This window comes from Kingella oralis (genome assembly GCF_014054985.1).
GTDB lineage: Bacteria > Pseudomonadota > Gammaproteobacteria > Burkholderiales > Neisseriaceae > Kingella_B > Kingella_B oralis.
The window spans coordinates 2,017,134-2,042,325 of sequence record NZ_CP059569.1; the positions used below are offsets into that span (position 1 = coordinate 2,017,134).

Annotated in this window: 33 protein-coding genes and 3 tRNA genes; 6 read left to right on the plus strand and 30 right to left on the minus strand. The window is 53.6% G+C overall.

Annotated elements, in window-relative coordinates; all coding sequences use genetic code 11:
- Positions 1 to 91: 91 nt before the first annotated feature.
- The 11 genes from H3L93_RS13215 to H3L93_RS10790 all read right to left on the minus strand — a co-directional run bounded on the left by H3L93_RS13215 (position 92) and on the right by H3L93_RS10790 (position 7,596).
- Positions 92 to 595 carry an MBL fold metallo-hydrolase gene (locus H3L93_RS13215; RefSeq protein ID WP_003798849.1) on the minus strand — a complete coding sequence of 168 codons (504 nt, stop codon included), beginning with the start codon at positions 593 to 595 and terminating at the stop codon, positions 92 to 94.
- A gap of 38 nt (positions 596 to 633) precedes the next feature.
- Positions 634 to 1,059: an MBL fold metallo-hydrolase gene (locus H3L93_RS13220; RefSeq protein WP_003798848.1), complete on the minus strand. Its 426-nt coding sequence runs from the start codon at positions 1,057 to 1,059 to the stop codon at positions 634 to 636.
- Positions 1,060 to 1,120: 61 nt separating this feature from the next.
- Positions 1,121 to 2,416: an NADH-quinone oxidoreductase subunit NuoF gene (gene nuoF / locus H3L93_RS10750; RefSeq protein WP_003798847.1), complete on the minus strand. Its 1,296-nt coding sequence runs from the start codon at positions 2,414 to 2,416 to the stop codon at positions 1,121 to 1,123.
- Positions 2,417 to 2,464: 48 nt separating this feature from the next.
- A complete protein-coding gene (gene nuoE, locus H3L93_RS10755) occupies positions 2,465 to 2,938 on the minus strand; it encodes an NADH-quinone oxidoreductase subunit NuoE (protein WP_003798846.1) in 474 nt (157 codons plus the stop codon).
- A complete protein-coding gene (gene nuoD, locus H3L93_RS10760) occupies positions 2,938 to 4,194 on the minus strand; it encodes an NADH dehydrogenase (quinone) subunit D (protein WP_003798845.1) in 1,257 nt (418 codons plus the stop codon). The genes nuoE and nuoD overlap by 1 nt, the downstream gene beginning before the upstream one ends.
- On the minus strand, positions 4,187 to 4,774 hold the full coding sequence (locus H3L93_RS10765) for an NADH-quinone oxidoreductase subunit C (RefSeq protein WP_003798843.1): 588 nt from the start codon (positions 4,772 to 4,774) through the stop codon (positions 4,187 to 4,189). Before H3L93_RS10765 ends, nuoD begins: the two co-directional genes overlap by 8 nt.
- Positions 4,775 to 4,783: 9 nt before the next feature.
- Complete coding sequence (locus H3L93_RS10770; RefSeq protein WP_003798841.1) at positions 4,784 to 5,263, minus strand: NuoB/complex I 20 kDa subunit family protein; 480 nt, start codon at positions 5,261 to 5,263, stop codon at positions 4,784 to 4,786.
- Positions 5,254 to 5,622: an NADH-quinone oxidoreductase subunit A gene (ndhC, locus tag H3L93_RS10775; RefSeq protein ID WP_003798840.1), complete on the minus strand. Its 369-nt coding sequence runs from the start codon at positions 5,620 to 5,622 to the stop codon at positions 5,254 to 5,256. Before ndhC ends, H3L93_RS10770 begins: the two co-directional genes overlap by 10 nt.
- 326 nt (positions 5,623 to 5,948) lie before the next feature.
- Complete coding sequence (locus H3L93_RS10780) at positions 5,949 to 6,365, minus strand: GFA family protein (protein WP_003798839.1); 417 nt, start codon at positions 6,363 to 6,365, stop codon at positions 5,949 to 5,951.
- A gap of 57 nt (positions 6,366 to 6,422) precedes the next feature.
- A complete protein-coding gene (locus H3L93_RS10785) occupies positions 6,423 to 6,842 on the minus strand; it encodes a bacteriohemerythrin (protein ID WP_003798838.1) in 420 nt (139 codons plus the stop codon).
- 37 nt (positions 6,843 to 6,879) lie between these two features.
- A complete protein-coding gene (locus H3L93_RS10790; protein ID WP_003798837.1) occupies positions 6,880 to 7,596 on the minus strand; it encodes a bacteriohemerythrin in 717 nt (238 codons plus the stop codon).
- A gap of 244 nt (positions 7,597 to 7,840) precedes the next feature.
- On the opposite strand from H3L93_RS10790, the gene H3L93_RS10795 reads away from it, so the two are divergent.
- The gene (locus H3L93_RS10795; protein WP_003798834.1) at positions 7,841 to 9,850 is read left to right on the plus strand and encodes a site-specific recombinase; all 2,010 of its coding nucleotides are present in this window, start codon (positions 7,841 to 7,843) and stop codon (positions 9,848 to 9,850) included.
- Positions 9,851 to 10,026: 176 nt separating this feature from the next.
- On the opposite strand, the gene H3L93_RS10800 is transcribed toward H3L93_RS10795, so the two are convergent.
- Positions 10,027 to 10,497 (minus strand): hemerythrin domain-containing protein, encoded by a 471-nt coding sequence (locus H3L93_RS10800; protein WP_003798833.1) that lies wholly within the window; start codon positions 10,495 to 10,497, stop codon positions 10,027 to 10,029.
- Between the two features lie 111 nt (positions 10,498 to 10,608).
- On the opposite strand from H3L93_RS10800, the gene H3L93_RS10805 reads away from it, so the two are divergent.
- Positions 10,609 to 10,767 carry a hypothetical protein gene (locus H3L93_RS10805; protein ID WP_155803244.1) on the plus strand — a complete coding sequence of 53 codons (159 nt, stop codon included), beginning with the start codon at positions 10,609 to 10,611 and terminating at the stop codon, positions 10,765 to 10,767.
- Between the two features lie 62 nt (positions 10,768 to 10,829).
- Here H3L93_RS10805 and H3L93_RS10810 read toward each other — a convergent pair whose 3' ends face one another.
- The 15 genes from H3L93_RS10810 to H3L93_RS10880 form a co-directional block, all read right to left on the minus strand.
- Positions 10,830 to 11,336 carry a TlpA family protein disulfide reductase gene (locus H3L93_RS10810; protein ID WP_003798831.1) on the minus strand — a complete coding sequence of 169 codons (507 nt, stop codon included), beginning with the start codon at positions 11,334 to 11,336 and terminating at the stop codon, positions 10,830 to 10,832.
- The gene (locus H3L93_RS10815) at positions 11,333 to 11,728 is read right to left on the minus strand and encodes an acyl-CoA thioesterase (RefSeq protein ID WP_040559177.1); all 396 of its coding nucleotides are present in this window, start codon (positions 11,726 to 11,728) and stop codon (positions 11,333 to 11,335) included. The genes H3L93_RS10810 and H3L93_RS10815 overlap by 4 nt, the downstream gene beginning before the upstream one ends.
- A 346-nt stretch (positions 11,729 to 12,074) precedes the next feature.
- Positions 12,075 to 12,437 (minus strand): hypothetical protein, encoded by a 363-nt coding sequence (locus tag H3L93_RS10820; protein WP_003798828.1) that lies wholly within the window; start codon positions 12,435 to 12,437, stop codon positions 12,075 to 12,077.
- A 5-nt stretch (positions 12,438 to 12,442) separates the two neighbouring features.
- Entirely contained in the window at positions 12,443 to 13,243 is an 801-nt protein-coding gene (locus H3L93_RS10825) for an MlaA family lipoprotein (RefSeq protein ID WP_003798827.1), read from the minus strand.
- Positions 13,228 to 13,509 (minus strand): STAS domain-containing protein, encoded by a 282-nt coding sequence (locus tag H3L93_RS10830; RefSeq protein WP_003798825.1) that lies wholly within the window; start codon positions 13,507 to 13,509, stop codon positions 13,228 to 13,230. The genes H3L93_RS10825 and H3L93_RS10830 overlap by 16 nt, the downstream gene beginning before the upstream one ends.
- Positions 13,509 to 14,123 (minus strand): MlaC/ttg2D family ABC transporter substrate-binding protein, encoded by a 615-nt coding sequence (locus H3L93_RS10835; protein ID WP_003798823.1) that lies wholly within the window; start codon positions 14,121 to 14,123, stop codon positions 13,509 to 13,511. Before H3L93_RS10835 ends, H3L93_RS10830 begins: the two co-directional genes overlap by 1 nt.
- Positions 14,124 to 14,257: 134 nt before the next feature.
- A complete protein-coding gene (gene mlaD / locus H3L93_RS10840) occupies positions 14,258 to 14,755 on the minus strand; it encodes an outer membrane lipid asymmetry maintenance protein MlaD (protein ID WP_003798822.1) in 498 nt (165 codons plus the stop codon).
- 93 nt (positions 14,756 to 14,848) lie between these two features.
- Positions 14,849 to 15,331, minus strand: a complete 483-nt coding sequence (locus H3L93_RS10845; RefSeq protein WP_003798820.1) for a hypothetical protein — start codon at positions 15,329 to 15,331, stop codon at positions 14,849 to 14,851.
- An 11-nt stretch (positions 15,332 to 15,342) separates the two neighbouring features.
- A complete protein-coding gene (gene mlaE, locus H3L93_RS10850; RefSeq protein ID WP_003798818.1) occupies positions 15,343 to 16,116 on the minus strand; it encodes a lipid asymmetry maintenance ABC transporter permease subunit MlaE in 774 nt (257 codons plus the stop codon).
- A 33-nt stretch (positions 16,117 to 16,149) separates the two neighbouring features.
- Positions 16,150 to 16,878 (minus strand): hypothetical protein, encoded by a 729-nt coding sequence (locus tag H3L93_RS10855; protein ID WP_003798816.1) that lies wholly within the window; start codon positions 16,876 to 16,878, stop codon positions 16,150 to 16,152.
- A 42-nt stretch (positions 16,879 to 16,920) separates the two neighbouring features.
- Positions 16,921 to 17,241: a hypothetical protein gene (locus H3L93_RS10860; protein ID WP_003798814.1), complete on the minus strand. Its 321-nt coding sequence runs from the start codon at positions 17,239 to 17,241 to the stop codon at positions 16,921 to 16,923.
- Positions 17,242 to 17,326: 85 nt separating this feature from the next.
- Positions 17,327 to 17,470: a hypothetical protein gene (locus tag H3L93_RS10865; protein WP_003798811.1), complete on the minus strand. Its 144-nt coding sequence runs from the start codon at positions 17,468 to 17,470 to the stop codon at positions 17,327 to 17,329.
- On the minus strand, positions 17,467 to 18,276 hold the full coding sequence (locus H3L93_RS10870) for an ABC transporter ATP-binding protein (RefSeq protein ID WP_040559196.1): 810 nt from the start codon (positions 18,274 to 18,276) through the stop codon (positions 17,467 to 17,469). Before H3L93_RS10870 ends, H3L93_RS10865 begins: the two co-directional genes overlap by 4 nt.
- Before the next feature lie 265 nt (positions 18,277 to 18,541).
- Positions 18,542 to 18,618: transfer RNA gene (locus H3L93_RS10875), tRNA-Asp, on the minus strand.
- A gap of 35 nt (positions 18,619 to 18,653) precedes the next feature.
- Positions 18,654 to 18,729: transfer RNA gene (locus H3L93_RS10880), tRNA-Val, on the minus strand.
- A gap of 271 nt (positions 18,730 to 19,000) precedes the next feature.
- Between H3L93_RS10880 and H3L93_RS10885 the strand changes: the two genes are divergently transcribed.
- A complete protein-coding gene (locus H3L93_RS10885; protein ID WP_003798802.1) occupies positions 19,001 to 20,179 on the plus strand; it encodes an efflux RND transporter periplasmic adaptor subunit in 1,179 nt (392 codons plus the stop codon).
- Positions 20,180 to 20,410: 231 nt separating this feature from the next.
- On the opposite strand, the gene H3L93_RS10890 is transcribed toward H3L93_RS10885, so the two are convergent.
- The 3 genes from H3L93_RS10890 to rtcR form a co-directional block, all read right to left on the minus strand.
- Positions 20,411 to 20,596, minus strand: coding sequence for a hypothetical protein (locus H3L93_RS10890; RefSeq protein WP_155803243.1), 186 nt, complete (start codon positions 20,594 to 20,596; stop codon positions 20,411 to 20,413).
- Between the two features lie 33 nt (positions 20,597 to 20,629).
- Positions 20,630 to 21,289, minus strand: coding sequence for a metallophosphoesterase (locus H3L93_RS10895; RefSeq protein ID WP_003798799.1), 660 nt, complete (start codon positions 21,287 to 21,289; stop codon positions 20,630 to 20,632).
- A gap of 358 nt (positions 21,290 to 21,647) precedes the next feature.
- Positions 21,648 to 23,255 (minus strand): RNA repair transcriptional activator RtcR, encoded by a 1,608-nt coding sequence (gene rtcR / locus H3L93_RS10900; RefSeq protein ID WP_003798794.1) that lies wholly within the window; start codon positions 23,253 to 23,255, stop codon positions 21,648 to 21,650.
- Between the two features lie 515 nt (positions 23,256 to 23,770).
- On the opposite strand from rtcR, the gene H3L93_RS10905 reads away from it, so the two are divergent.
- From H3L93_RS10905 to H3L93_RS10915, 3 genes are all read left to right on the plus strand, one after another.
- A tRNA-OTHER gene (locus H3L93_RS10905) sits at positions 23,771 to 23,914 on the plus strand.
- A 447-nt stretch (positions 23,915 to 24,361) separates the two neighbouring features.
- On the plus strand, positions 24,362 to 24,646 hold the full coding sequence (locus H3L93_RS10910; RefSeq protein ID WP_003798789.1) for a hypothetical protein: 285 nt from the start codon (positions 24,362 to 24,364) through the stop codon (positions 24,644 to 24,646).
- Between the two features lie 54 nt (positions 24,647 to 24,700).
- A complete protein-coding gene (locus H3L93_RS10915) occupies positions 24,701 to 25,189 on the plus strand; it encodes a hypothetical protein (RefSeq protein WP_003798787.1) in 489 nt (162 codons plus the stop codon).
- Positions 25,190 to 25,192 lie beyond the last annotated feature (3 nt).

Consider the following 25,192-nt stretch of genomic DNA (forward strand, 5'->3'; position numbering starts at 1 on the left):
AAAACGGGTTTCAGACGGCCGGTTATCGTTTTGTTTCTGGTTTGCCCTATGCGCCCTATCGGTTTTCAGGCTGCCTATCGGCACAGCGCAATCAGCGCAGGCAGCTGCCGATTTGCTCACCGCTGTGCACGGCGTAAATATCGCAGTCGCGCGCAAAGTTCAGCTTGCCTTTGTAGCGGCTACCGATGGCGTCTGCCGTTTCCCACATCACGTTTTCGGTGCGGTTCATAAAATGCGACAACACCACGCTTTTTGCGTGTGCCGCGGCGGCGATACGGCCGATTTCAGACGGCATCATGTGCAGTTTCAGGGCGACGCGGTCGGTGCTGCCTTCGGGGATGGCGTTGTGCGCCACCAACAGGTCGACATCGGCGGCGATTTTGTCCAACGTGCGCCCCATATTGCTGGTGCCGCTGGAAAACACCACCGCGCAGCCGTCTTTTTCCACCCGCCAGCCCAGCGCAGGGATGATGCTGTGGGTAACGGGCACCGCGCTGATGCGGAAACCGCCCTCGCTGGCGGCGAATACTTTCGGATGCGCGGCATCGGCTGCCACGGTAACAGGTTTGAGGCGGAACGACTCGCCGCCGTCCAAAAAGCCCGACAGATAAGCATACGCGCCCTTGTTGCCGATTAACCGCGCCAGATACTGTGCGGCAAAGCCGGCACGATGCGGTTGCCCGAAGGCCCGTAAACAGGCAAATCGCGGTTGCGTCGGGTGAAAACCGCGCCTTTAACCAAGGCGGGAAAGTCGTTCACATGGTCAACATGAAACTGGCTGAGCAACACGGCCTGCAAATCCTCGATTTTCGCGCCCGCCCGCTCAAAATTGAGCGATGTGCCCGAACCAAAATCCACCAACACGGCAGCGCGGCCGTTTTCCCGCACCAAATAGCCCACTGAAGCGCGGTTGTCGTCCAACTCCGGGCCGCCCGAACCGAGCACCACCACATCAAGGTTGGGGTTGCGGCACGCCGCAGCCTGCGCGTTTGCCGAAAACACCAGCAACGCCGCCAGCGCAAATCCGCCTGCCTGACGGAAAATTTCTTTTGTTCTCATTTTGTTTCGTTTGTTATTTATGCCGTTGCGTTTGTTGTTTTCAGGCTGCCTGAAAACTGCTTCAACGCCACTTATGCGCCTTCATCGGCTTGCCGTGTTCAATATAATGCACAAACTCCTCGCGGAAATGCTTGGTGAAGCCGCGCACGGGGAACACCGCCGCATCGGCGAGCGCACAAATGGTGCGCCCCGCCATGTTGTTGCCCACGCTGTCCAGCAAATCCAAATCTTCCATGCGCCCTTTGCCGTTAGCGATGCGGTGCACGATGCGATAGAGCCAGCCCGTGCCTTCGCGGCAGGGCGTGCACTGCCCGCAGGATTCTTCGTGGTAAAAATAGCTCAAACGCTCCAAGGCTTTCACCATGCACACGTCTTCGTCCATCACAATCACCGCGCCCGAACCGAGCATGGAGCCTGCTTTGGCGATGCTGTCGTAATCCATGTTGATTTGCATGATGATGTCGGCAGGCAACACGGGCGCGGACGAACCACCGGGGATAACGGCTTTGAGTTTTTTCCCGCCGCGCACGCCGCCCGCCATCGCCAGCAATTCGGCAAACGGCGTGCCCAGCGGAATTTCGTAGTTGCCCGGGCGTTCAACGTGCCCCGAGATGCTGAATAATTTGGTGCCGCCCGCTTTTTCTATGCCGATGTCGGCAAAGGTTTGCCCGCCATCGCGCAAGATAAACGGCACGGACGAGAACGTTTCGGTGTTGTTGATGGTGGTGGGTTTGCCGTATAAGCCGAACGATGCGGGGAACGGCGGCTTGAAGCGCGGCTGCCCTTTTTTGCCTTCCAGGCTTTCCAGCAACGCGGTTTCCTCGCCGCACACATACGCGCCGTAGCCGTGGTGGGCGAACAGCTCAAACGAAAAGTCGCTGCCCAAGATGTTCTGCCCGAGCAAATTGGCTTCGCGGGCTTGAGCAAGCGCGGCTTCAAAGCGTTGGTAGCCTTCAAAAATTTCGCCGTGGATGTAGTTGTAGCCTGCGGACGCGCCCATGGTGTAGCCGCCGATTATCATGCCTTCAATCAGCGCATGCGGGTTGAACAGGATGATGTCGCGGTCTTTGAAGGTGCCCGGCTCGCCCTCGTCGGTGTTGCAAACCACGTATTTTTGCCCTTCAAAGGCGCGCGGCATAAAGCTCCATTTCAAGCCTGTGGGGAAGCCCGCGCCACCGCGCCCGCGCAGGTTGGATGTTTTGAGTTCGTTGATGATGTCGTCTTGTGGCGTTTTTTCGCTGATAATTTTGCGCAGGGCTTGATAGCCGCCGCGTTTGATGTATTCGTCTAGCGTCCAGCAGCTGGGGTCTTGGGTGTTGACATCTTTAAAAATAACACCTGATTGGTAGATTGCCATGTGTTTTACCTAACTGGGTTTTGTTTGTTTTAGGCAGCCTGAAACCGCTTATTCCAGCTCCGCCAATTTCTTTTCAATCGCATCCGCATCCATAAAGCTGCACATGCTGTGATTGTTCACCAGCATCACAGGCGCATCGCCGCACGCACCCATGCACTCGCCCTCCACCAGCGTAAATTTGCCATCTGCCGTGGTTTCGCCGTAGTCAATGCCCAGCTTCTCTTTCAAATACTCGCCCGCGTCCACGCCGCCGCGCAAGGCGCAGGGCAAATTGGTGCACACGGTGAGCTTATATTTGCCCACAGGCTGCAAGTCATACATATTGTAAAACGTGGCGACTTCGTAGGCGGCAACGGGCGCGATGCCGATGTATTTCGCCACAAATTCAATGGTTTCGGGCGCAAGATAGCCTTTTTCCACTTGGGCGATGCGCAACGCGCTCATAATCGCGCTGCGGCGCTGGTCGGCAGGGTATTTTGCCAGTTCAATGTCAATTTCTTTTAGCGATTGTGCGGACAGCATTATCTATCTACCTCTCCGAATACGATGTCTTGCGTGCCGATAATGGCGACCACGTCGGCAAGCATATGCCCGCGCGCCATTTCGTCCATGCCTTGCAAGTGGGCAAAACCGGGGGCGCGGATTTTCAGGCGGTAGGGCTTGTTTGCGCCATCTGAAATGATGTACACGCCAAATTCGCCTTTGGGGTGTTCAATCGCGGTGTAGGTTTCGCCCTCGGGAACGTGCATGCCCTCGGTGAACAATTTGAAATGGTGGATTAAGTCTTCCATGCCCATTTTCATTTCAGTTCGCTTGGGCGGCGCGACTTTGTGGTTATCGGTAATCACGGGCAGATTAGGATTGGCGCGCAACCAGTCGGCGCATTGTTTGATGATGCGAACCGATTGACGCATTTCCGCCATGCGGCAGAGATAGCGGTCGTAGCAATCGCCGTTCACGCCTACGGGAATATCAAAATCCATTTCGTGATACATTTCATAGGGTTGCTTTTTGCGCACATCCCATTCCACACCCGAGCCGCGCAGCATCACGCCGGTAAAGCCTTTTTGCAAAGCGCGTTCGGGCGACACCACGCCGATGCCTACTGTCCGCTGCTTCCAAATGCGGTTGTCGGTGAGCAGCGTTTCCAGCGTGTCTATGTTTTTGGGGAAACGTTCGCAAAATGCGTCAATAAAATCCAGCATACTGCCTTCGCGCGAGGCGTTGAGTTCTTTCAACACTTTTGCGCTGCGGTATTTGCTGGCCTCGTATTTGGGCATAAAGTCTGGCAAATCGCGATACACGCCGCCCACGCGGAAATACGCGGCGTGCATGCGCGCGCCTGATACGGCTTCGTATAAATCCATCAATTCTTCGCGGTCGCGGAACGCATACAAAATCGCCGTCATCGCGCCAATATCCAATGCATGCGAACCCACGCCCATCAAATGATTCAAGATACGCGTTACTTCGGCAAACATGGTACGGATGTATTTGGCGCGGATGGGCACTTCTATACCCAGTAATTTCTCAATCGCCAAGCAATAGGCTTGCTCGTTGCACATCATGGAAACGTAGTCTAGCCTATCCATATAAGGCAGCGCTTGCAGATAGGTTTTGGTTTCAGCCAGCTTTTCTGTACCACGGTGCAGCAAGCCGATATGCGGGTCGGCGCGAACGATGGTTTCGCCTTCCAGCTCCAAAATCATGCGGAGTACGCCGTGGGCGGCGGGGTGTTGCGGCCCGAAGTTGATGGTGTAGTTTCTTAATTTAGCCACCGTAGGTCTCCTCACGAACAACGCGCGGGGTAATTTCACGCGGCTCTATGGTTACAGGCTGGTAAATAACGCGTTTTTCGGCTTCGTCGTAGCGCATTTCCACATAGCCCGACACAGGGAAATCCTTGCGGAAGGGGTGTCCCACAAAGCCATAGTCGGTCAAAATACGGCGCAAATCGGGATGTTCGTTGAAAATAATGCCGTACATATCAAACGCTTCACGCTCATACCAATCCGCGCTGTTATACAGCGACACAACCGATGGCACGATGGGCATATCGTCATCATCCGCCCACACACGCACGCGAATGCGTTGGTTGTTCTTGATGGAAAGCAGTTGGCTTACGGCAGCAAAGCGCTTGCCTTGCCATGCTTGATTTTGATAGGTGCTGTAATCTACGCCACACAAATCTACCAGTTGCTCAAAGTGCAAGTCGTCGTGATCGCGCAGGGTTTGCATCAAGGAAAGATAGTTTTTAGGCTGGCATTCAAGGGTTATTTCGCCGTATGCCAAGATGATGTTGCTGGCTTTGTCGCCCAACAGGGTCGCGCAGGCAGCCTGTAAATCGGTAACGTGCATTTTCGCTCCTTATGCGCGGGCGATGGTGTAGGTGCGTTTGATTTTGCCTTGCAGCTGGATTAAGCCGTAAAGCAAGGCTTCTGCTGTTGGCGGGCAACCGGGCACATAAACATCAACGGGCACAACGCGGTCTGCGCCACGCACCACAGAATATGAATAATGATAATAGCCGCCACCATTGGCGCACGATCCCATAGACAACACCCAACGCGGCTCTGCCATTTGGTCGTAAACGCGGCGCAGGGCGGGCGCCATTTTGTTGGTGAGCGTGCCGGCCACAATCATCAAATCGGCCTGACGGGGCGACGGGCGGAAGATAATGCCGAAACGGTCAAGGTCGTAGCGCGCCATGCCGGCGTGCATCATTTCTACGGCGCAGCACGCCAGCCCGAAGGTTACCGGCCACAGCGAGCCTGTGCGTACATAGTTCAACACCGTATCCGCGCTGGCGGTTACGAAGCCTTTATTTAAAACGCCTTCTATTCCCATTCCAGCGCACCTTTTTTCCATTCGTAAACAAAGCCCACTGTGAGCACCACAATGAACACCAGCATAGACCAAAATGCGTATGCGCCTGTGCTGTGCATCAGGTCTTTATAGACCACCGCCCACGGCACCATAAAGGCGACTTCTAGGTCAAACAAAATAAATAAAATGGCGACAAGGTAATAGCGCACGTCAAATTTCATACGGGCGTTTTCAAAGGCTTCAAAGCCGCATTCGAAGGGTGCGTCTTTTTCGGCGTAGTGGCGTTTGGGCCCGAGCAGCGTGCCCAGCCCGATGAATACAATGCCTGCGATGATGCCGATGATGGCAAAAATGAGTATGGGGAAATAGTTGGCTAACATAGCGAGACCTTAATATTCCGCAATTAAAAATAGGCGGGCATTTTAACGAATTTTGATGTTGTTTAAAAGTTGTAAACGAGGGGAATGTTTGTAAAAATTCCATGTTTTCAATATGTTTTTGAGAGTCATTCTTGTTTGCGATGGTTTTTTGTAAAGTTATTTAAAGCGGGAAGCTGATGGTGTATTTGGGGGATGGATGATTGGTGCTGAGGCAGCCTGAAAATGGGTAAACCGTGTTTTCAGGCTGCCTTATTGTTTGTCCGATGCGATGCAATAAAAAAGGAACGTTGGGTAACGTTCCTTGGGGTTTGCGTTTTCAGGCTGCCTTACTCCGCTGCGCCCACCATTTCTAAAAACTGCTGCTCCGTGAGCTTAACGGTGTCGTCTGCCAAGTGGTAATACGGAGCTTGGCAATCGGTAAACATTTGCAGCGTGAGGGCAAAATCGGCGTTATCGGCAAACAAGCCTGCGTTCACATACCATGCTTCGTCCATACCGCTTTCGGGCAGCAGGTGGAAATAAAGCTGCGTGCCGCATTGTTTGCAAAAGGTGCGCTCCGCCCAGTCGGATGAGCGATAGCTGCCGATGTGTTCGCTGCCACTGATATGCGGTTTGCCCTCGGCGGTTAATACAAATGATGCGCCACCCGCGCGTTGGCGGCATTTGCCGCAATGACAGGCGTGGACTTGGTGGTTGTGGCTGACTTCAAGGGTTACGCAGCCGCATTGGCATTGTGCTTGCATGGTTTGCTTCTTTCTTGGTGATGCGTAAATCGTTTTAATTTTGCTGAAACAGCGTTTTCAGGCTGCCTTATGGGCGGCGTTGGCTTGGGCTTTTTTAACGTCTTCCACAAAACCCATATCGTTGATGCGGATATGGCGGAACAGCCAGCCTTCCAGCAGTTGCAGCATATCTTGGGCAACGTCTTCGCCTGCATCAAAGCGTTTTTGAAATTCCAGCACTTTGTTGACAAAGTTCAGATGCACTTTTTTGTGTTGCTCAACCAAGCGATAGTGCGCGTCTTCTAGCATACGTTCTTCGTAGGCGAAGTGGTCGGCGGTGTAGAAAATCAGCTCTTCCAGCACTTTGCCCACTTCTTCGCGGTCGCCCTTTTCTTGGTCGGCATACAGTTGGTCTAGGCATTCGACGAGATGGCGGTGTTGTTCGTCGATGTCGGGGAAGCCTGTTTCAAGGTCGTGCGTCCAGTAAACGTATGCCATGGTTGTGTCCTTTTTTTGTTAGCGGGGGTTAGAATTTTTAGAATTTCCAGTTGCCGCTTGCCCAGCCTCTCGGTTCGTCGTCTTCGGGTTCTTTGTTTTGTGGTTGGGTGGCGGGCTGGGGGGTGGGTTTGTTTTGCGGCGCGGGGGCAGGTTTGGGAGCGGGCGCGGGTTTGGGTTCTGCTTTGGGCTGCGCGGGGGCGGCTTGCGCTTGTGGCGCGGGGCGCGGGGCGGGCTTGGGCTGCACGGGCTGTGGCGCAGGTTTGGGTTGAGGTTCTGGTTCGGCGACTTCGCCATACTCTTGCATTTGCGCGGCGCGGGCGGCGACAAGGTTTTCGTGCATGGCTTGGTACACGCCTGATTCGTTTACGCTGTTGGTGTAGCCTTTGTCGTTGATGCGGATGTGGCGGAACAGCCAGCCATCTAGGCTGTCAATCAGCAGCACGGCGATGTCGTCGGTGGTTTCCATGGTTTGCAGTTTTTCATGCAAATTCATCAGTTTGTCAATGAAGTTTTTGTGCACGCGGCGATGGGGTTCCAGCAGGGGGTATTTGGCTTGTTCCATCAGCGCTTCTTCGTATTGGAAGTGCGCAAGGGTGCTGTTAATCAGGTCAAACAATACGATTGACATGCGGTCTTTGTCTTTGGCGTTCGCCGCTTCATAGAAGTCGTTGATATGATGCAGCATTTGTTTATGCTGCTCATCAATATCGGGGATGCCTGTGTTTAAATCGGGGGTCCATTCTACGATTGTCATGTGCGGTTTTCCTTATCCTTTTTGTTTGGTGTGTGGCTGTGTGAATTAAACGGTTATTATAAACGTAGACAGTAAAGCTTTGTTAATGATTTACGCGGGCTGCGCCGAGTGTGTTGCGTTGCAAACATAAGCTAAGGCAGCCTGAAAATGCCCAAGTGCTATAATCCGCATCTTTACAAAAACACACATTAACGGCAGCCTGAAAACCTACCGCCCCGTTTTCAGGCTGCCGCACGGAATACTTATGATTGCCCCCAAAGACCACACCCTATCCGAATTTCTCGCCGAGCAGGTCGCCCGACACAATGCGTTCAACCTGCTGCAAGGCTTGGCGATTTGGCTGCGCCAGCGCAAAGGCAAGCGCGCCCAAGAGCGCATCCATCTGCTTATCACCACCTTGCAGCAAGACCCCGAGCTGTGCGCCAAAACCGCCGAGCTGCTGGCAAAATGGCTGGGCAGCTTGCGGCTTTATCCCCTGCTGATTAGCGCGGGGATTTTCTCGCGCAAAGGCTTTCGCGACGAACTCATCGCGCGGCTGTATGAACATTTCAACCCTGCCTACAAAGACCCCAACGACTTGCGCGATGTGTTCGCCCTGCTGCTGGTAAACGAGCGCGATGCCCGCTGGCTGCGCGAAGTGCCCGAGCAAACATGGCTGCAATTATTCCACCTGATTTGGCAAAAAACGCCCGCCCACCAGCTAGACACGCTGCGCCGCTATGTGCGCTGGGAGGGCTTTCACGCCATTGAAATGCTGTCGATTTGGATTGCCGCCGAAGCGCTGGAACCCGATTTGGTGCGGCTAGACCCCAAGCTGTTAGACCGCGATTCGGCATTTGTCGCCTTCAAGCGCGAAACCCACGCTTGGCTAGCGGCGCACGTTCAACACCAAGCCTTTGACGACAGCCATTTGCAAGTGATGCTGCAACAATGCCGCGACAAAGTAGAAAAACTGCGCAAACTCGGCACCGGCTCGGGCGCGGGCGCGTCTATGGACGTGGCGCATCTGCTGGAACGGCTAGACCAAACATTTAACCGCATCGTACTGCTGCTGACCACGTTTGCAGACGAAAAACCCAAGCTCGCCAACCTATTGCATTTAACAGGCATCCTCGCCTGCGCCACCGCCGAGCAACAAAGCGTGTCGCGCCTGTGGAAACGCAGCGTGGGCATGCTCGCCCGCAGCATCACACAAAACACCAGCGACCACGGCGAGCATTACATCACGCGCAGCAAAAAAGAATACATGGGCATGGTGCGCTCCGCAGCGGGCGGTGGCGTATTGATTGCGCTGATGGCGTTGTTCAAAATTGTGTATGTGGGGCGGCACATCACCAACCCGTTTGCCTACGGCGTTGCCGCAGGGCTGAACTACGGCTTGGGCTTCGCGCTGATATTTATCTTGCACTTCACCGTTGCCACCAAACAGCCCGCCATGACCGCCTCGCGCTTTGCCGCCGCCGTGGAACGCAGCGAATCAGGGCACGCGGTCAATCAAAAACTCGCGCAGCTGCTGATTGACGTGGTGCGCTCGCAAGTCGCCGCTGTGGCGGGCAATGTGGTCGTTGCCATGACACTTGCCATGCTGATTGCGCTGGTTTACCGCTTCACACAAGGCGTGCCGATACTCACCGAAGCCGAAGTCGCCTACCAAATCCATTCAGTAAACCCTTGGGGCGCAACGCTTTGGTACGCCGCCATTGCAGGCTTGTGGCTGTTTTGCTCGGGCATTATTTCGGGCTTTTTTGACAACCGCTGCGATTATCTGAACCTGCGGATGCGCCTGCGCCAACACCCCGTGCTCAAACGTTTGCTGCCCGAAAAGCTGCGCGGCAAAGTCGCCGATTATCTCCACTCCAACTACGGCAGCCTGATGGGGAACGTGTGCTTCGGGATGCTGCTGGGCATGACGGGCTTTGTGGGGCACGCGCTGGGGCTGCCGCTGGATATTCGCCACGTTGCCTTCTCCTCTGCCAACATTGGCTACGCCGCAGTGGCGGGGCATGAGGGGCTGTGGGTGTTTATTCAGAGCGTGTTTTTCGTGTTGCTGATTGGCGTGGTGAATCTGGTGGTGAGCTTTATGCTCACCCTATGGGTGGCGCTGCGCTCGCGCGAAGCCAAGATTGACAGCTGGCTGGGTATTTTCCAATGCGCATGGCAGCAAATACGCGCGCAGCCGATGAATTTGTTTTACCCGAAAGATTTGCCCGCCGATGCGAATGAGCAGGGTCAGGCGGAGAAACATGGGCATTAGACTGAAACCTTTGCAAAACCTAAGTAGGTCGGGCATTTATGCCCGACGTTTTAGTTGTGGCGTATTTTAAGATAAATAAATCATTGTTTGTTGGGCATAAATGCCCGACCTACTAATAAACAAAAGGCAGCCTGAAAACACCCACTACTGTTTTCAGGCTGCCTTTCTATCGCGGTTTACTCATTCAATGCGCGAGGAAACAAAATTGTATTTTCCAGCTCAATGTGGTCGTTCAAATCGTCGGCAAAGGTTTTCAAATCGGCGTAAAGCTGTTGCCAGCTGCTGCACGCCTCGGCGGGGGCGGTAAAGTTATCCGTGGTCGCCAGCAACTGCGCCAGCGCGGCTTCGTGTTCTTCGTGTTCCATCATCATCACGCGGATGGGCATGCCCGCGTTGCGCCCCATGCCGTTTTTTATCATCGGGAACAGCATGCGCTCTTCTTTCATCATGTGGCTGCTGAGTTCGGCTTCAATGGCTTGGATTAAATCCACCAAACCGCTGGGGAAGGTTTCGTGGCGGGCGGCGACTTTGGCGGCAAGCTGCGCGGCATCGGCAAGCTGGCGGCGGTGCGTGGCGTGGTAGCGTTCAAGCACGTGGTCAACGGTGTTGGGCAGGCTGGCGGTTTGCCAGAGGGAGAGGTCGGTCATGGTGGGGTCCTTTAATGTGGTTTTGTTATGTTGGCTGCGCTGAACTGGTTTTCAGGCTGCCTCTGAAAGTTGCATATTTTAGGAAAGTTTAAAGCAAAAGGCAAAGCGGGCATGAAAAAAGGGCGTGTGGTGCGCCCTTGCGGTGGATGGATTTTCAGGCTGAAACCTTTGCCAAGCCTACAACCGATGGAGCGTCGGCGACCCGCCGACATCATCTTGCCCGCCCGCAAAGCCTGCCGCTTGGCAACGAGCCGCGCCGTTCCATTTTGATTTTCAGGCTGCCTATACTGCGCCCGCAAGACAATAGGCAGCCTGAAAACGTATGCCTTGCCCTATTTCGCCATTTCGTCATCCACCACGCGATACAGCGCGGCAAAATCAGGCTCGCCCACAAAGGTTTTCAGCACTTCGCCCTTTTTGTTAAGCAACACGCTGGTGGGGTAAAGCTCGGTTTTCAGGAATTTTTTGGCAACGGCTTTGTCGCCATCAAACATCACTTCAAACGGAATGCCTTGTTTGGCAACATAATTTTTCACTCCGTCTAGGCTGTCGGCGGGGTTGGACGTGGGCTCGGCGATGCCGAGAATTTGGAAATCTTTGCCCTGATAATCGTGCGCCATTTTGATGAGCTTGGGCATTTCGCTTACGCAACCGGGGCAGGTGGGAAACCAAAAGTTAATCAGGGTTACTTTGCCTTGCAGGTTAGCGTTGCTGATGGTTTGGTTGTGTAGATTGGTGAGCTGGAAGCTGGGGGCGGGGTTGGCTGGCGCGCCAAACAAGGTGAACGCGGCAAGCGCGATGATGGCGATGGCGGCCAGCGCGGCGAGGGTTTTTTTCATGATAACGAGGTGAGTTGTTGAAAGGCGGCGAGCAGCGGTTCAGGCAGCCTGAAAACGCGCCCTTGGCTGTCGGTGGGCATCAGCGTTACTTCGGCCTGCACGCAAAGCTGCCCGCTGTCGGCAAACAGGATGCGCTGCGTAACGATAAATTGGCGCGATTGGGCTTGGGTAAGCTGGCTGTGAATGTGCAGGATATCGCCGAGCTTGGCGGCGCGGCGGTAGCGGATGTCCATGCGGGAAACGACCAGCTGGGCTTGTTGCAGACTGCCCAACGGCATTTGCCGCTTGAAATAATGCCAACGTGCGGCTTCCAAAAATTCAAGATAGCGGGCATTGTTGACATGGGCGTAGCCGTCTAGGTGGTAGTTCAGGATTTCTTGGGTGTAGGGCATTTTGGGAGGCTTGGGAGTGAGGGGCGGATAGGCAGCCTGAAATCTAAGAATGGAGCGGCAACGGCTCGTCGCCAAATAGCGTGTTCAACAGAACTTTACTGGCTGGCAAAATGTCGGCGAGCCACCGACGCTCCATCGGTTGTGGGTTTGCCAAAGGTTTCAGGCTGCCTTGAATAACGCAACACGGCTTCAATCCCGCCTTGCGCGCGACGCATGAAACAGGCGGATAAACTATCCGCCGTATCTTGGCTTACATCATTGAGGCAGCCTGAAAACTATTTAGCTTCGCTCGTTTTAGCTTCGCAACTCCGCTTCGCTACGCAGGCTGCCTCTGCCATCTTGCCCGTCAATCAAACTCAATCGCGCCGAACGCTTCGCGTTGCAAAGGCTCGCTGCTCAAATCGGTTACGATGCTGGATAGCTCGATGTCAAACCATTCGCGGAAAATATCGGGGTGCAAATCGGGCCACAGGCTTTCGTCTTCGCACCAATCGCCCAGCTCGGCGGCAAAAATTTCTTCCACGCGGTTTTCAATTTCGTCCCACAGCGCGTCGGCGTTGTCGCAGGCATCTACCAAATAAGAATTGGCATCGTCTTGCAAGTCTTCCAGCGTGATGCCGGACAAATCGCTGTCGGGCAGGCTGTTGAGCCAATACCAAAAGGGTTCGTTGGGGATAACGATGAATACGCTGCGGTTCACTTCATACATAATGCTTACTCCTGCGCGGGGGTGGTTGGATTTTCAGGCTGCCTTTGGGCTGCGGGCAGGGCGATTTTCGGCTCGCCGCTTGCGGGCGCGGAAGCGGCTTCGGGGTCGGTTAAGCCGTCTTCGGGTTGGATGGCGGCGCTGCCCAGCTGTTTGTTACGCAACGCCATGTAGGCATCGCGGGTGGCAACGTATTTGTCCAACGCCATTTCGTTGAGCGTGTCGGTGGCATCCAGCAGTTTTTCGCGGCTGCTCACCGCGTTCAGCCCGGCGAGCGAATAATTGGCGGCGCGGTCGTGGATGATGGCGCGTTGCGGCACATAAACCATGCTCACGCCCTCGCCCACCGTATCGCGCACGGTGCTCGGACCAAACAGCGGCATCACGAAATAATTGCTGTTTTTCCAGCCCCAAGAAGCCAGCGTGTCGCCGAAAGTGGTTTTGTGGTTGGGCATATTGGCTGCGCCCGCGATGTCGATTAAGCCGCCGATGCCGAAGGTGGTGTTCACCGCCACGCGCATAAAATCGCCGCCTGCCTTGCCAATGTGTCCGCGCAAGATGTTGTTGCCCATGCTTTTCACATCGCGCAGGTTGTTGAAAAAATTGCCCACCGCGGTGCGCACGGGCTGGGGCGTTACTTTGCGATAACCGCGTGCCACGGGCGTGAACACATATTGGTCGGCTTTGTCGTTAAATTTAAACATCGCGCGGTTGTAGCGTTCGTAGGGGGCGGGCGTGCCCTCGGCTTGGGCGGCGAAACTGGTCGCCAGCAGTAGGCAAGTGATGCCGATTTTCAGGCGGTTATCCATTCTTCTATCTCGTAAAGTTGCGCCAAATCGCGCACGCTGGCGGGCAGGTTGTGGATTTTCAGGCTGCCTTGTGCTTTTTGGCGCAAGGCGGTGAGCAACAGCGATAGGCAGGCGGAATCGGCGCGGGTGATTTGGCTTAAATCGACGGCGTGGATTTCAGGCTGCCTACATTGCTGCGTAAACTGGGCAAGCGCGGCTTGGTTTACCGTTTGCACGCTCACTTCGCCTGCCACATACACGATATTGTCGCGGATTTCGCTTTGCATTATTTGCTGCCGTTTTTGGCTTTTAAATCGGCGATTAAGCCGTCTATGCCTTTGCTGTCTAAAATGGGTTTGAATTGCTGTTTTTGGCTTTGCACAAGGGCAAACGCGCCTTCAAACACCACGTTGAACACTTTGTATTTGTTGCCGTCTTGATAGGTGCTGAACACGGCTTCCACCGGCTGCTGCCCGGGGTTGGTGATGGTGGCGCGTACGTCAATTTGCTCTTTGCTGGGCAACAGGCTGCTGGGCTTGGCAACAGCGTTTTTCACGGTTACCTGCGCGTTTTTGTAGTTCAGCATTTGACGCGAGTAGGTGCGAATCAGCATGGTGCGAAACTCGTTTACCAGCGTTTGTTTTTGTGCGGCGGTGGCTTTGTTCCACGGCGCGCCCACGGACAGGCGGGTCATCAGCGCGAAGTCAAAATAAGGCAGGGCGTAGTTTTCGGCTTGTTTGCGCACGGCGGCATCGTTTTTGCCGTTGGCCTGCTGCAAAATTTTGAGCATCTGCACGGAGTTTTCTTTGATTTGGTTGGACGCGTCTTGCGGCGCGGCAACGGCAAGGTTGATGCTTAACGCGCTGATGGCAAGGGCGGCGAGGATGGACGTTTTTTTCATGTTGTGTTCTCTCTGTATTTTGGTTTGCCCGTTTATCGGGGGCTGGCAGTTTAGCGGATTGTGAGGCGGCGTGGCAACGTGTGGGATTGTAAAACAGGATGCGCCCTTGCGTTTTCAGGCTGCCCTTTTGCGCTTTATTTTGTATTGGGCTCGGCGGGCGTGCTTTGGCTGTCTTTGTTCATAAAATTGCTGACAAATTTGCCAATCAGGTTTTCCAACACCAGCGCGGAAGTGGTCATGGAAAGGGTGTCGCCGTTTTTCAATTTTTCTTCTTCGCCGCCTTGGGTTAAGCCGATGTATTGCTCGCCCAGCAAGCCCGAAGTCAAAATGGCGGCGTTGGCATCCACGCTGTAGGCGTATTTCTGCTCAATCTGCATGCTCACTTTGGCTTGGAAGGTTTGCGGGTCTAGCTGAATATCGCTCACGCGCCCCACCAGCACGCCGGCGGATTTTATCGGCGCTTGCACTTTCAGGCTGCCGATGTCGTCAAACTGGGCGTACACGGTGTAGGTGGCGGATGGCGCGCCGAAGCTGTCGCCGCCGTTGGCAACGCGAAAGGCAAGGATGCCCAGCGTGGCGAAACCGAGTAGGACGAACAGTCCGACCCAAAATTCTAGGATGGCTTTTTTCATGGATTGTCCTTTGCTGAGGCAGCCTGAAAATACGGCTGCGGTTGTGTTTGATGGGATGGGCGAGGCGGAAAAGGCGTTTTCAGGCTGCCTTAATTAGTCTGTTTGTTCCCATTGTTTGGTTTGGAAATCATAGCGGTAGTAATCAAATATGATGTAAGGCACTTTGTAAACCAAATAAACTTGGTTGGTGTCTTTAATTTTGCCATAGCGCGTGTGTTGCATATCTTGTTTGACTTGCGTGCCCGTATCGGCGAGCTGGTCGGGGTATTTGCCATGTTGCGCGCGGTAGCGTTCTATATCGGCGACCACTTGGCGCATATCTTGTTCGGCGGCGTAAACATAATAAGCATTGATGGCGAAACACGCCGCCAGCCCGATTAACCACGCTGCGCCGATGATTTTATGCCGCCGCCAATTTTCAGGCTGCCTAATCGCCCATATCGCCTTGATAAGCCACCACAGCAGCGCCATCGCAGCAGGGAAAAACATCATGAAACCGAACATCGGCTGGCTGCAAATCGCGCACCAAATCCAAATTGCCAGTATTGCGCCATAGGGGATATTCTGGTTTTTCATTTTCAGGCTGCCTATGTGAACATAAACGCGGTCAAAATAAAATCCAACGCCAGCACCGTAAGCGCGGAAGACACCACCGTGCGCGTGCTGGCGCGCAAAATGCCCTCTGCCGTGGGCGTGCAATGAAAGCCTTGATACACGGCAATCAGCGCCACCGCCGAGCCGAAAATCAGCGATTTGGTTAAGCCGTTGAACACGTCATACGACCAGTCAATATTGTTCTGCATATTGGACCAAAACACGCCCGTGTCCAGCCCCAGCCATTGCACGCCCACCAAATAGCCGCCGTAAATGCCTGCCACATTGAAAATACACGCCAGCAGCGGCATGGAAACCACGCCTGCCCAAAAGCGCGGCGCAACCACGCGGGCAACAGGGTTCACCGCCATCACATCCATCGCTTCCAGCTGCTCGGTGGTTTTCATCAAACCGATTTCGCTGGTCATCGCGCCGCCCGCGCTGCTGGCAAACAAAATCGCCGCCAGCACAGGCCCAAGCTCGCGCAGCAACGAAGCCGCCACCATAAAGCCCAGCACATCCGCCGATTTAAATTTTGCCAACTGCGTGTAGCCTTGCAAGCCAATCACCATGCCGACAAACAGCCCCGACACGGCAATAATCAACACGGACAACACGCCCGAAAAATACATCTGGCGGATGGTAAGCCGCGCGCGCAGCAGCGTTTGCGGCAACAGCAGCAGGATTTTGAGCAGGAATAAGGCGTTTGCGCCCAGCGTTTGGATAAAGGCTAAGGTTTTTGCGCCTGTGGATTGGATGAAGTTCATGTTTTATTGGGGTGGTTGGGTTTTCAGGCTGCCTTATTTGAATTCCAGAGGCTCGTCATCCGCAGGCGTGGTGGATTGCCGCCCATAGGCAAAGGGGTCGGCGACTGGGGCGTTATCGTTACTTCCGTTGCCCGCGGCGTTGCCAAACACAGGCTCGTTAAATGGGTCGGCAGCGGGGTTTTCAGGCTGCTTATTGGGTTGGAATGATGGCTCGTTCAAAATAATCGTGTTGCCCGAAGATTCGGTGGGATATTCGGCAGGCGTGGCGATGCAATGTTCTATGTATTTTGCCAAGCGTTTTAGGATGTTCACTTCGCCCTCGTCGGCATCGCACAGGCGCAAAATGGTTTGCTCACCATCGCGATTTTTCAACACCAGCTCCGCGCCCTTGCCCACGCTGTTCACAATAAATTTGCAGCCTTTTAATTCAATGGTTTGCGCGTCGCGCCCGTTTTCAATGTAGCACTCGTTGTCATACAAATTGAGCGACACGCTGGTGCCCAGCTCGTCTTGATACGACACATACCACAAGCCGCCGAACGCGGCGGTTAAAATCAGGCTTATCCACGGCTGCCAGGTAAACAGCGACAGGCTCAACACAACCGCCAGTGCAAACGCCGCATTGGGCAGGCGCACGGCGGTTTTAAACAGCGTGATGGGATACAAAAACCACGCCGGCGTGCCCGCATTGGGCGCGTTGTAGTTCAGCGCCCATTCCAGCTCGCGGTCTTCGTTTTGGATGTGGTGTTTCAATACGTTCATGGTGGTACTCCTTTCAATATAAGGCAGCCTGAAACGGCTTAATCAGCCCGCGATGGCAAAACGCACACCTAAACTGTCAGTATATTGTGAAAAATCAAGATTATACACCAATAGACCTTTTACCCACGCCACAAATTCGGCAAACATCGGCGCGTCCGCCTCGCCCAGCTCAAACACTCCATTATGCTGATGCGAGATTTGGATGTGCTGCAACAGCGCAGGCTGCTGCTGGATTTCGGCAAGCGGGATTTGCCGCAGCCGCCGCATCAACGCGCATGGGTCGGCGAAATCAAGAATCGTGGGATGGCTTTGCCATTCGTGATACAGCGCAATCGGCATGGTTTGCCTTTCTTTAAAATCCATTTTCAGGCTGCCTTATTCATTTGAGGCAGCCTGAAACCTTATTTCTCGTCCTGCCAATCGGCAAAATCAAACGACAGCGCCATAATTAGGCAGCGGGCAGAAGGATTAAATCAAGCGTTATATTTGGCAGGGGATAAGCGTAGATGCGTTCCGCCGCAAGGCTTTGCGCAAACGCGCGGTAATCGGCGGGAACGGCATAGCCGCCATAGGTTTCAGGCAGTGCGTTCATCCTTTTGCCACCCACAAATCTTGCTGCAAACTCGTTTTCGCGGGATAACGAAACGCCACCGGCCCATTGGGCTCGCCGCGCACAAACTGCCGCACCCAATCCGAATCGCTGCGTTCCATCTCGGCAGGGCTGCCTGAAAACACAATCTCGCCATGCGCCAAGAAAATAATTTGGTCCACCAAGTTCAGCGAATGCCCCACATCGTGCGTAACCATAATGCTGGTGGAGCGCAGCGATTTGGTAACCCGATGAATCAAATGCGCGATCACGCCCAGCGAAATCGGGTCTAGCCCCGTGAACGGCTCGTCAAACAGCATCAGCTCGGGGTCTAGCGCAATCGTGCGTGCCAATGCCACGCGCCGCGCCATGCCGCCCGATAATTCCGCCGGCATCAGCTTTTCCACGCCGCGCAAGCCCACCGCATTGAGCTTTAACAGCACCAAATCGCGTATCACGCTTTCAGGCAGCTCTGTTAATTCGCGCATCGGAAACGCCAAATTATCAAACACGTTCAAATCGGTAAACAGCGCGCCCTGCTGAAACAACACACCCATGCGGCGGCGGTGTTCGTTTAATTCGCCCGCCGAAAACGCGCCCAAATCGCGCCCGTTGAGCAAAACCTTGCCCGCGCTGGGGCGAAGCTGCCCGGTAATCAAGCGCATCAGCGTGGTTTTGCCGCTGCCCGAGCCGCCCATAATCGCGGCAAACCGCCCTTGCTCCACCGCAAAACTCACGTTCTGCAAAATCGGACGCGCGCCATAGGCAAAGGCAACGTTTTGAAATTCAATAAAAGGGACGGTCATAATTGATGTAAAGAAATGGGAAAGAAAAGAATTGTATGTGCTTTGAAAGATGGGGAAAAGCAGATTTTGGGTTTCAGGCTGCCTCTGCGCTTGGCTACGGCGTGCGCAGCAAAGTTGCACACCTTGCGGATTGTTGCATTTGCCGTTTCAGGCTGCCTGATAGGCAAAAAAATAACTCTTTGGGAAAGGAGACCAAAGAGTTAGACAGGTTTAAATCAAACCAAAGGATTTACGAAAGGATACATGATGAAACTTTTTATGAAATTTTTGGCGCGGTGGACGGGGCTCGAACCCGCGACCACCGGCGTGACAGGCCGGTACTCTAACCAACTGAGCTACCACCGCGCATGACAACTGCCGTTAAAGCACCTGCCAAAAACTGGTGGGTGATGACGGAGTCGAACCGCCGACATTCTGCTTGTAAGGCAGACGCTCTACCAACTGAGCTAATCACCCGCATCGCTGCGTTGCGAAAGCGTGAATTAAACCAGCTTTTCTTAACTATCGCAAGGGCTTTGTTTGCAAAAGTTTTACACTCGTTAATATTTGTTTGTTTATATTGGTAATTTTGTTACAAAGCGTTTTCAGGCTGCCTGAAAATTTGTGTAAACGTGTGCAGCGATTTTGCCTTGTTTTCAATTGTTTGCCGTTGCTGCAAGGGCGCGGCTGCTTGGATTTGGGCGGTTTATCCTTTATGATGCGCTGTCTTTAACATTACACGCAAAAAATGATGAAAAAAGTGTTTAAATGGGTTGCCGCATTGGTGATTTTGGCTGGATTGGGTTGGTATGGTTATCAAAAAATGCAGCCCAAAAATGAGGCAACTTTTATTACGGAAGAGGTGAAACGCGGCAAAATCGCGCAAACGGTGTCAGCTACGGGCGAGATTGCGGCGACAAATTTGGTGGACGTGGGCGCGCAGGTGTCGGGGCAAATCAAAAAGATGCACGTTAAAATCGGCGATGTGGTGAAAGAAGGCGATTTGATTGCGGAAATTGATAATGTTACCCAAGTGAACGAAGTCAACACGCGCAAGGCGCAGTTGCAAACTTATCAGGCGCAGTTGGAATCGGCGCAGGTGGCGTTGAAAATTGCGCAGCGCAAATACAGCCGTTATAAATCGCTAGCCAGCGCGGATGCGGTGTCCAAAGAGGAATTTGAGGCAACGGAAGACAGCTTGGCTACCAATCGCGCGAAAATCAAAGAGTTACAATCGTCTATCCACCAAACGCAAATTGCGATTAACACAGCGGAAAAAGATTTGGGCTACACGCGGATTACTGCGCCTTCTGCGGGCACGGTGGTTTCGTTGGTGGTAGAGCAAGGGCAAACCATCAATTCCAGCCAAACTTCGCCTACTGTGGTGCAGATTGCGGATTTGACGAGCATGACCAACAAAATGCAAATTGCGGAGGGCGATGCAACCAAGGTAAAGGCGGGGCAAACGGTGAATTTTACGATTTTGTCTGAGCCTGATACGCCGATTAGCGCGAAGTTGGACAGCATTGACCCCGGTTTAACCACGATGTCGCAAGGTTCATACAGCAAATCTACCGATACGACTTCTAACGCGATTTATTATTATGCGCGAGCGACGGTGCCTAATCCTGAGGGCAAGCTGGCGATTGGGATGACCACGCAAAACACGGTGGAAATTGCTTCGGCGGATAATGTTTTGATGGTGCCGACTGTGGCGATTAAAACCAAGGATGGCAAGAAATTTGTGCGGGTGCTGGAGGCGAACAATCAGGCGGTGGATAGGGAGATTCAAACGGGCTTGAAAGACAGCATGAACACGGAAGTGAAATCGGGCTTGAACGAGGGCGAAAAGGTGGTGATGTCGGAAATGGGGGCGGCGGAAAAAGCAGAGGCGGTTGAAAGAGAGATGGCGGGGCCTCCGCGATAGTTTGAATATGATTGAGGCAGCCTGAAAATGGGTTTATACCGTTTTCAGGCTGCCTTTTTTGTGGGCGATGGGGGTGTTATTTGGTTTTTAAGGCGGGGGTTTGCTGAATGCGCCATTCATCAAGAAATGCCATTTTTATGCGGGAATGACGGCGTTATTTTCAGGCTGAAACCTTTGCAAAACCTGCAACCGATGGAGCATCGGCGGCTCGCCGACATTTTGGCAAACCAGTCATGCTCTGTTTGTAGCCATTTGGCGGCAAGCCGCCGCCGCTCCATTTTGAGTTTCAGGCTGCCGTTTGTATTTCGCAAGGGCAGCCTGAAAATGAAACAGCGAGAGATGATTGCCCAATGGCGTGTTGAAACTAAACAGGCGTGCGCTTGTGAACAGGATGTCGGCGAGCCACCAACGCACCATTGGTTGCGGGATTAACAGCGTTTTCAGGCTGCCTTATGCGTTGAACTCCGCCAGTTTGGCGCGGATTTGCGCGGCGGCATCGTTTACATCGCTGCCTGCGATGGTGTTGGCGCGGTCGTCAAAGCGTTGGATGGCGGGCAGCGCGCGCAGATAGCCGTCGATGTCTTGCGCAGTGAGGAAGCGCCCGTGCAAATCCCAGCCCACATTGAGCGCGCGCCCCGGCATTTGGGCAACGCGGTCGTGCAAATGCCCGTATAGGTGATACCAGCCTTTGTGGCAGCCGTCCCATTCGTTAATGGGATAGTGAAACAAAATCAAGGAGTTGTTGATTTCGGGCAGTTTGATTTTTTGGTAGCTGCGGATGGTGGACAGCATGGGATGGCCGTCGGCTTTGGGCGTGTTCAAAAAGCGTTTTTTGTTGCGGCTGATGAGGTCGTCGTGGTTGCCGAGGATTAGGTGGTGCTGCCCGTTGAGGCGGCGCAAAATGGCTTCTATTTTTTTCAGGTCGTGGGCAAAGGATACGTCGCCGAGGTTGTACACGGTGTCTTCGGGCTGCACGGTTTCGTTCCAACGAGCAATCATGTATTCGTCTAACTCTTCCAGCGATGGCGCGGCGGGACGAAATTGCGGGCAGAATTTGGCGATGTTTTTATGCGAGAAATGCAGGTCGGAGGTGAAATAGATTTGTGGCATGGTGGGGCTTTCGTGATGGTCGAGGCAGCCTGAAACAAACGAAGTGGGTTACCAAAACAAAATGGGCTGCTGTGTTTTTAGGGTAAAATTTGGGTCGCAATATGGGCATTTGGATTTTCAGGCTGAACCCTTTGCAAAACCTAAAATAAAACAAGAAATAATCACATCCGTCATTCCCGCGCAGGCGGGAATCTTGCTTGATATTCATAAATGATTGTAAAAACAATCTGTTGTTTAAGTCCAACCAAGATTCCCGCCTGCGCGGGAATGACGGCATTTCTTATTTTTAGCTTCGCAACTCCGCTTCGCTACGCAGGCTGCCTCTGGGGTTTTGCAAAGGTTTCAGGCTGCCTCTGCTTTACGCCACCGCATCCGCCCATGTTAAACCAAATCGCGCCAAATATTTCCGCAGCCTGTCGCTGTCGTTGGGCGTGCTGCGGCTGTTGCGCGATACGTTGAACAGCGCGCGCCCTGCTTCTGCCATGTTTTTGCTTTGGTGGCAAACCGCCAGCACGTTTTCCAGCTGCTGCAAATCAAACAAATCCCATTCTTCGCGGCGGATGCTTTCAGGCAGCCTGAAAACGGGTTTTGCGGTGTGGTTATCGTCGTCTTCCACCCATAAATACTGCAAACGGGCGATTTCGGCGCGAACCAAATCAGTGGAAATTCTGCCCTGCGGCGCCAGCGTTGCCAAGCGCATGATGCTGGCGGCTAAATCGCGGAAATTGCCGCGCCACAGCGATTGACGCGACAGGGCAAAGTCCAAATACAGCGCGTAGGCTTCCTTGTTGAACCGCGTGGCGCGACCAAGCTCCTGCGCGGCAAGGGCAAGCTGGTGTTCAATATTGGGCGCGATGTCTTCGCGGCGATCGGCGAGCGCAGGCAGCGTGTAATGCCAAATATTGATGCGGGCGAACAAATCTTCACGAAACCGCCCCGCTTGCACTTCGCGGCGCAAATCGCGGTTGGTGCCAGCAATGAGCTGAAAATTGCTTTTCACTTCGCTGTCGCTGCCCACGGGGTAAAACTGTTTCTCTTCAATGGCTTTGAGCAACATAGCTTGCTCATCCAAGCCCAATTCGCCAATTTCGTCTAAAAACAACACGCCTTTATCGGCGGTTTTCAGCCAACCATCGCGCTTGTCTGCCGCGCCTGTAAACGCGCCTTTTTTGTGTCCAAACAACGCCGATGCCGCGCCATCGCCGCGCAAGGTGGCGCAGTTCACATCCACAAAATGCCCTGTAATCAAGTGTCTGGCTTTTTTCAGCTCGTAAATCCGCCGCGCCAGCATGGATTTGCCTGCGCCCGTTGCCCCGCTTAACAAAATGGGCGACGGCGAATTGAGTGCCACTTGCTCTATCTCGGCAATCATGTTGTTAAACGATTGGTTTTTCGTGGCGATGCCGCTTTTCAAATAGCGCACCGCATCATCGCGCACGGCAGCCAGCCGCTCGGCTAACACGTCATACCGCGCCAAATCTAGGTCTATCACATCCAAGCCGCCCACATCGCCTTGCGCCATGCTGCGCTTTTGGTTTTTCGGCGGCGCGGTTTGCAGCAGCACGCTGGGAATTTGGCGGCTTTCCACTAGCAAAAACAGGCAAATTTGGGCAACGTGCGTGCCCGTGGTGATATGGGTGTAATAATTTTCTGCCTCTGTATCAAAGGGATAGGATGCCGCCCAATCGTGCAGTTTGGTATAGACTTCGCTGAAATCCCAAGGGTTTGCCAGCTCCATGTTTATCAGATTGACTTGGGTATCGGGGCGCAGCTCGCCAATATCGTCGCGCACCCGCTCGGCAAGCGGGCGGTATCGCTCGCTGTAAAACAGCTCCATGCGGTTGAAGCTGATGTCGGCGCGTTGGTGCAGGGCGATGTTGGGCCGCCATTTTTGCCAACGGGCTTGCCCGAAGCCGTTGTCTAACACGGTGCCGAGAAAGGAGAGGACGACTTGGGTTTTGGGCATGATGGTTGTCCTTTTGTGGGTTTTCAGGCTGCCTTTGTGGGCATGGCATTGCGCTATTTAGAACCTGTATTCACTATTTCCATAGGCATCTTTAATGCCCTAAAAACGCGGCTACCGCGTTAAAAATGCGCGCAAGGTGTTCACCTTGCTGTGCTTTTTGCCTTGTATCCACGCTTTTATGTCATCAAATCTGCCTATGGAAATAGTGAATACCGGTTCTTAATTCTGACGCAATAGACAGCCTGAAAATGGATGCGCGGGAATTTACGCGCAAGATTATAAGCTATTTGGCTAGCTTTTTAGCTAGTTTTTATGGATTATTCAGGCAGCCTGAAAACAGGTTTCAAAAATATATTCTCTTTGTTTTCATGTTATTACAAATTATTTTGCGCTGTTTTGGCATCGTTGGCACGTTGTTTGCAATATACCCCACAAGCACGATGCAAATGCCGAAGGAATTACAGCCTATCACGCTCGTGGTCGCGGGTTCGAGTCCCGTCTCTGCCGTATCAATGGCAGAGTAGCTCAGTTAGGTAGAGCACGATTATTTCTTCATCTTTTGTTGCAACGTGCGCCCCTTTCGGGTGAATGCTGGCTGGTTTACAGGTAGAGCAACGGCTGAAACCGTAGGTCTCGGGTTCAAATCCCGATGGCGTGCAAACGTTATAGCTCAGGAAAAACAACCAGCCGATTTAGTCGCCCGCCCTTTTTATGGCACAACGGCAGATGCCGAAGGAATTACAGCATAGGGTGCCCGAGGTCGCAGGTTCGAGTCCTGCCCCCGTCTCCATTATGGCGGGGTAGCGCAGACGGTTAGCGCGCGGTACATGATTTCTTTATTTCTTGCTGTCGGGTGTGCCGCCCTTTTTGGGCGAATGCAAACAAGATTACATCGGTTTAAGGGGTTCGAATCCCCGCCGCGTTGCCAAACGTGAGACATCTCGTTGTTCTGGTCGTCCACCTTTTCGGCATCGCAGCAGATACCGTAGGAATTACATCCTTCCACGATACGCATTTCTACACCCCTTGCTGCTGCGCTGCCGCCTTATTTCAGGCTGCCTAAACGGTTTTCAGGCTGCCTTAAACACGATACCAAAGGAAAAACCATGAGCCATTACGACACCATTGGATTTACAGGCATCACCAGCAAAGAAACACTGTCTGCCCTAATCAACCAAGTTTCGCCACACGCGCAAATGATTGGCGATTATGCGGTTTACCGCGATGCCAGCGGCGCGGAGCTGTGGGTAGGCATCAATCAAGACAACGAATTTTTCTCGGCTGAGCCGTATTTTTCAGGCTGCCTCCAATCGGTGTGGATAAGCCATGTTGCTGCCAATCAATATGATGACGGTTTTGACGATGGCACAGGCTTTGCCCATGTTTGGTAAAACGGCAGCGCATCGGAAAACGGCGAATGCGTAGATGGCGACTATCCCTTTATTGTGGATATTCCCGACATCGCATCTTTTCCGCAAACCGCCGTTGGCACGGCGCAAAAAATCGCGGTGTGCGCCTTTGCCGAATCAGCAGAATTATTTGCCAGCGAAGCCGCGTTTGCCGCCAGCCAAGAAACGCAAGAATTGAAATGGGCGGCGCAAAGTTTTATCCCCAGCGGAATGTTTATGGATGAAAACGCGCCCGAGGGCGCACGCCCCGCAGCCCGCGCCTTGTTTACAGGCATTGTGCGCACGGCAGAAAAACGGCACAACACGCTCACCCAGCAGCCGTTTTATTACTGCGAAATCGCAACATTTGGCGGCGTTTGGTCGGTGGTTTACCCTGCCGAAGCCTTTGCCGATACGCCGCAGCAAGGCAATGTGATACAGGGCGAATATTGGCTAACGGGGCGGCTTGCCGATGCACTCGCGCCCGAAGCCACACCCCAAGCCCCGCAAAAGCAAGGATTTTGGCAGAAATTGCTGGGCAACTAGCTT

Bases quoted from the DNA above. Each gene is read 5' to 3' on its own strand.
- H3L93_RS13220 (WP_003798848.1), bottom strand. From the start codon at position 1,059: ATGAGAACAAAAGAAATTTTCCGTCAGGCAGGCGGATTTGCGCTGGCG.
- nuoF (WP_003798847.1), bottom strand. From the start codon at position 2,416: ATGGCAATCTACCAATCAGGTGTTATTTTTAAAGATGTCAACACCCAA.
- nuoE (WP_003798846.1), bottom strand. From the start codon at position 2,938: ATGCTGTCCGCACAATCGCTAAAAGAAATTGACATTGAACTGGCAAAA.
- H3L93_RS10765 (WP_003798843.1), bottom strand. From the start codon at position 4,774: ATGCACGTTACCGATTTACAGGCTGCCTGCGCGACCCTGTTGGGCGAC.
- H3L93_RS10770 (WP_003798841.1), bottom strand. From the start codon at position 5,263: ATGGGAATAGAAGGCGTTTTAAATAAAGGCTTCGTAACCGCCAGCGCG.
- ndhC (WP_003798840.1), bottom strand. From the start codon at position 5,622: ATGTTAGCCAACTATTTCCCCATACTCATTTTTGCCATCATCGGCATC.
- H3L93_RS10780 (WP_003798839.1), bottom strand. From the start codon at position 6,365: ATGCAAGCACAATGCCAATGCGGCTGCGTAACCCTTGAAGTCAGCCAC.
- H3L93_RS10785 (WP_003798838.1), bottom strand. From the start codon at position 6,842: ATGGCATACGTTTACTGGACGCACGACCTTGAAACAGGCTTCCCCGAC.
- H3L93_RS10790 (WP_003798837.1), bottom strand. From the start codon at position 7,596: ATGACAATCGTAGAATGGACCCCCGATTTAAACACAGGCATCCCCGAT.
- H3L93_RS10795 (WP_003798834.1), top strand. From the start codon at position 7,841: ATGATTGCCCCCAAAGACCACACCCTATCCGAATTTCTCGCCGAGCAG.
- H3L93_RS10800 (WP_003798833.1), bottom strand. From the start codon at position 10,497: ATGACCGACCTCTCCCTCTGGCAAACCGCCAGCCTGCCCAACACCGTT.
- H3L93_RS10805 (WP_155803244.1), top strand. From the start codon at position 10,609: ATGAAAAAAGGGCGTGTGGTGCGCCCTTGCGGTGGATGGATTTTCAGG.
- H3L93_RS10810 (WP_003798831.1), bottom strand. From the start codon at position 11,336: ATGAAAAAAACCCTCGCCGCGCTGGCCGCCATCGCCATCATCGCGCTT.
- H3L93_RS10815 (WP_040559177.1), bottom strand. From the start codon at position 11,728: ATGCCCTACACCCAAGAAATCCTGAACTACCACCTAGACGGCTACGCC.
- H3L93_RS10820 (WP_003798828.1), bottom strand. From the start codon at position 12,437: ATGTATGAAGTGAACCGCAGCGTATTCATCGTTATCCCCAACGAACCC.
- H3L93_RS10825 (WP_003798827.1), bottom strand. From the start codon at position 13,243: ATGGATAACCGCCTGAAAATCGGCATCACTTGCCTACTGCTGGCGACC.
- H3L93_RS10830 (WP_003798825.1), bottom strand. From the start codon at position 13,509: ATGCAAAGCGAAATCCGCGACAATATCGTGTATGTGGCAGGCGAAGTG.
- H3L93_RS10835 (WP_003798823.1), bottom strand. From the start codon at position 14,123: ATGAAAAAAACGTCCATCCTCGCCGCCCTTGCCATCAGCGCGTTAAGC.
- mlaD (WP_003798822.1), bottom strand. From the start codon at position 14,755: ATGAAAAAAGCCATCCTAGAATTTTGGGTCGGACTGTTCGTCCTACTC.
- H3L93_RS10845 (WP_003798820.1), bottom strand. From the start codon at position 15,331: ATGAAAAACCAGAATATCCCCTATGGCGCAATACTGGCAATTTGGATT.
- mlaE (WP_003798818.1), bottom strand. From the start codon at position 16,116: ATGAACTTCATCCAATCCACAGGCGCAAAAACCTTAGCCTTTATCCAA.
- H3L93_RS10855 (WP_003798816.1), bottom strand. From the start codon at position 16,878: ATGAACGTATTGAAACACCACATCCAAAACGAAGACCGCGAGCTGGAA.
- H3L93_RS10860 (WP_003798814.1), bottom strand. From the start codon at position 17,241: ATGGATTTTAAAGAAAGGCAAACCATGCCGATTGCGCTGTATCACGAA.
- H3L93_RS10865 (WP_003798811.1), bottom strand. From the start codon at position 17,470: ATGAACGCACTGCCTGAAACCTATGGCGGCTATGCCGTTCCCGCCGAT.
- H3L93_RS10885 (WP_003798802.1), top strand. From the start codon at position 19,001: ATGATGAAAAAAGTGTTTAAATGGGTTGCCGCATTGGTGATTTTGGCT.
- H3L93_RS10890 (WP_155803243.1), bottom strand. From the start codon at position 20,596: ATGGTGCGTTGGTGGCTCGCCGACATCCTGTTCACAAGCGCACGCCTG.
- H3L93_RS10895 (WP_003798799.1), bottom strand. From the start codon at position 21,289: ATGCCACAAATCTATTTCACCTCCGACCTGCATTTCTCGCATAAAAAC.
- rtcR (WP_003798794.1), bottom strand. From the start codon at position 23,255: ATGCCCAAAACCCAAGTCGTCCTCTCCTTTCTCGGCACCGTGTTAGAC.
- H3L93_RS10910 (WP_003798789.1), top strand. From the start codon at position 24,362: ATGAGCCATTACGACACCATTGGATTTACAGGCATCACCAGCAAAGAA.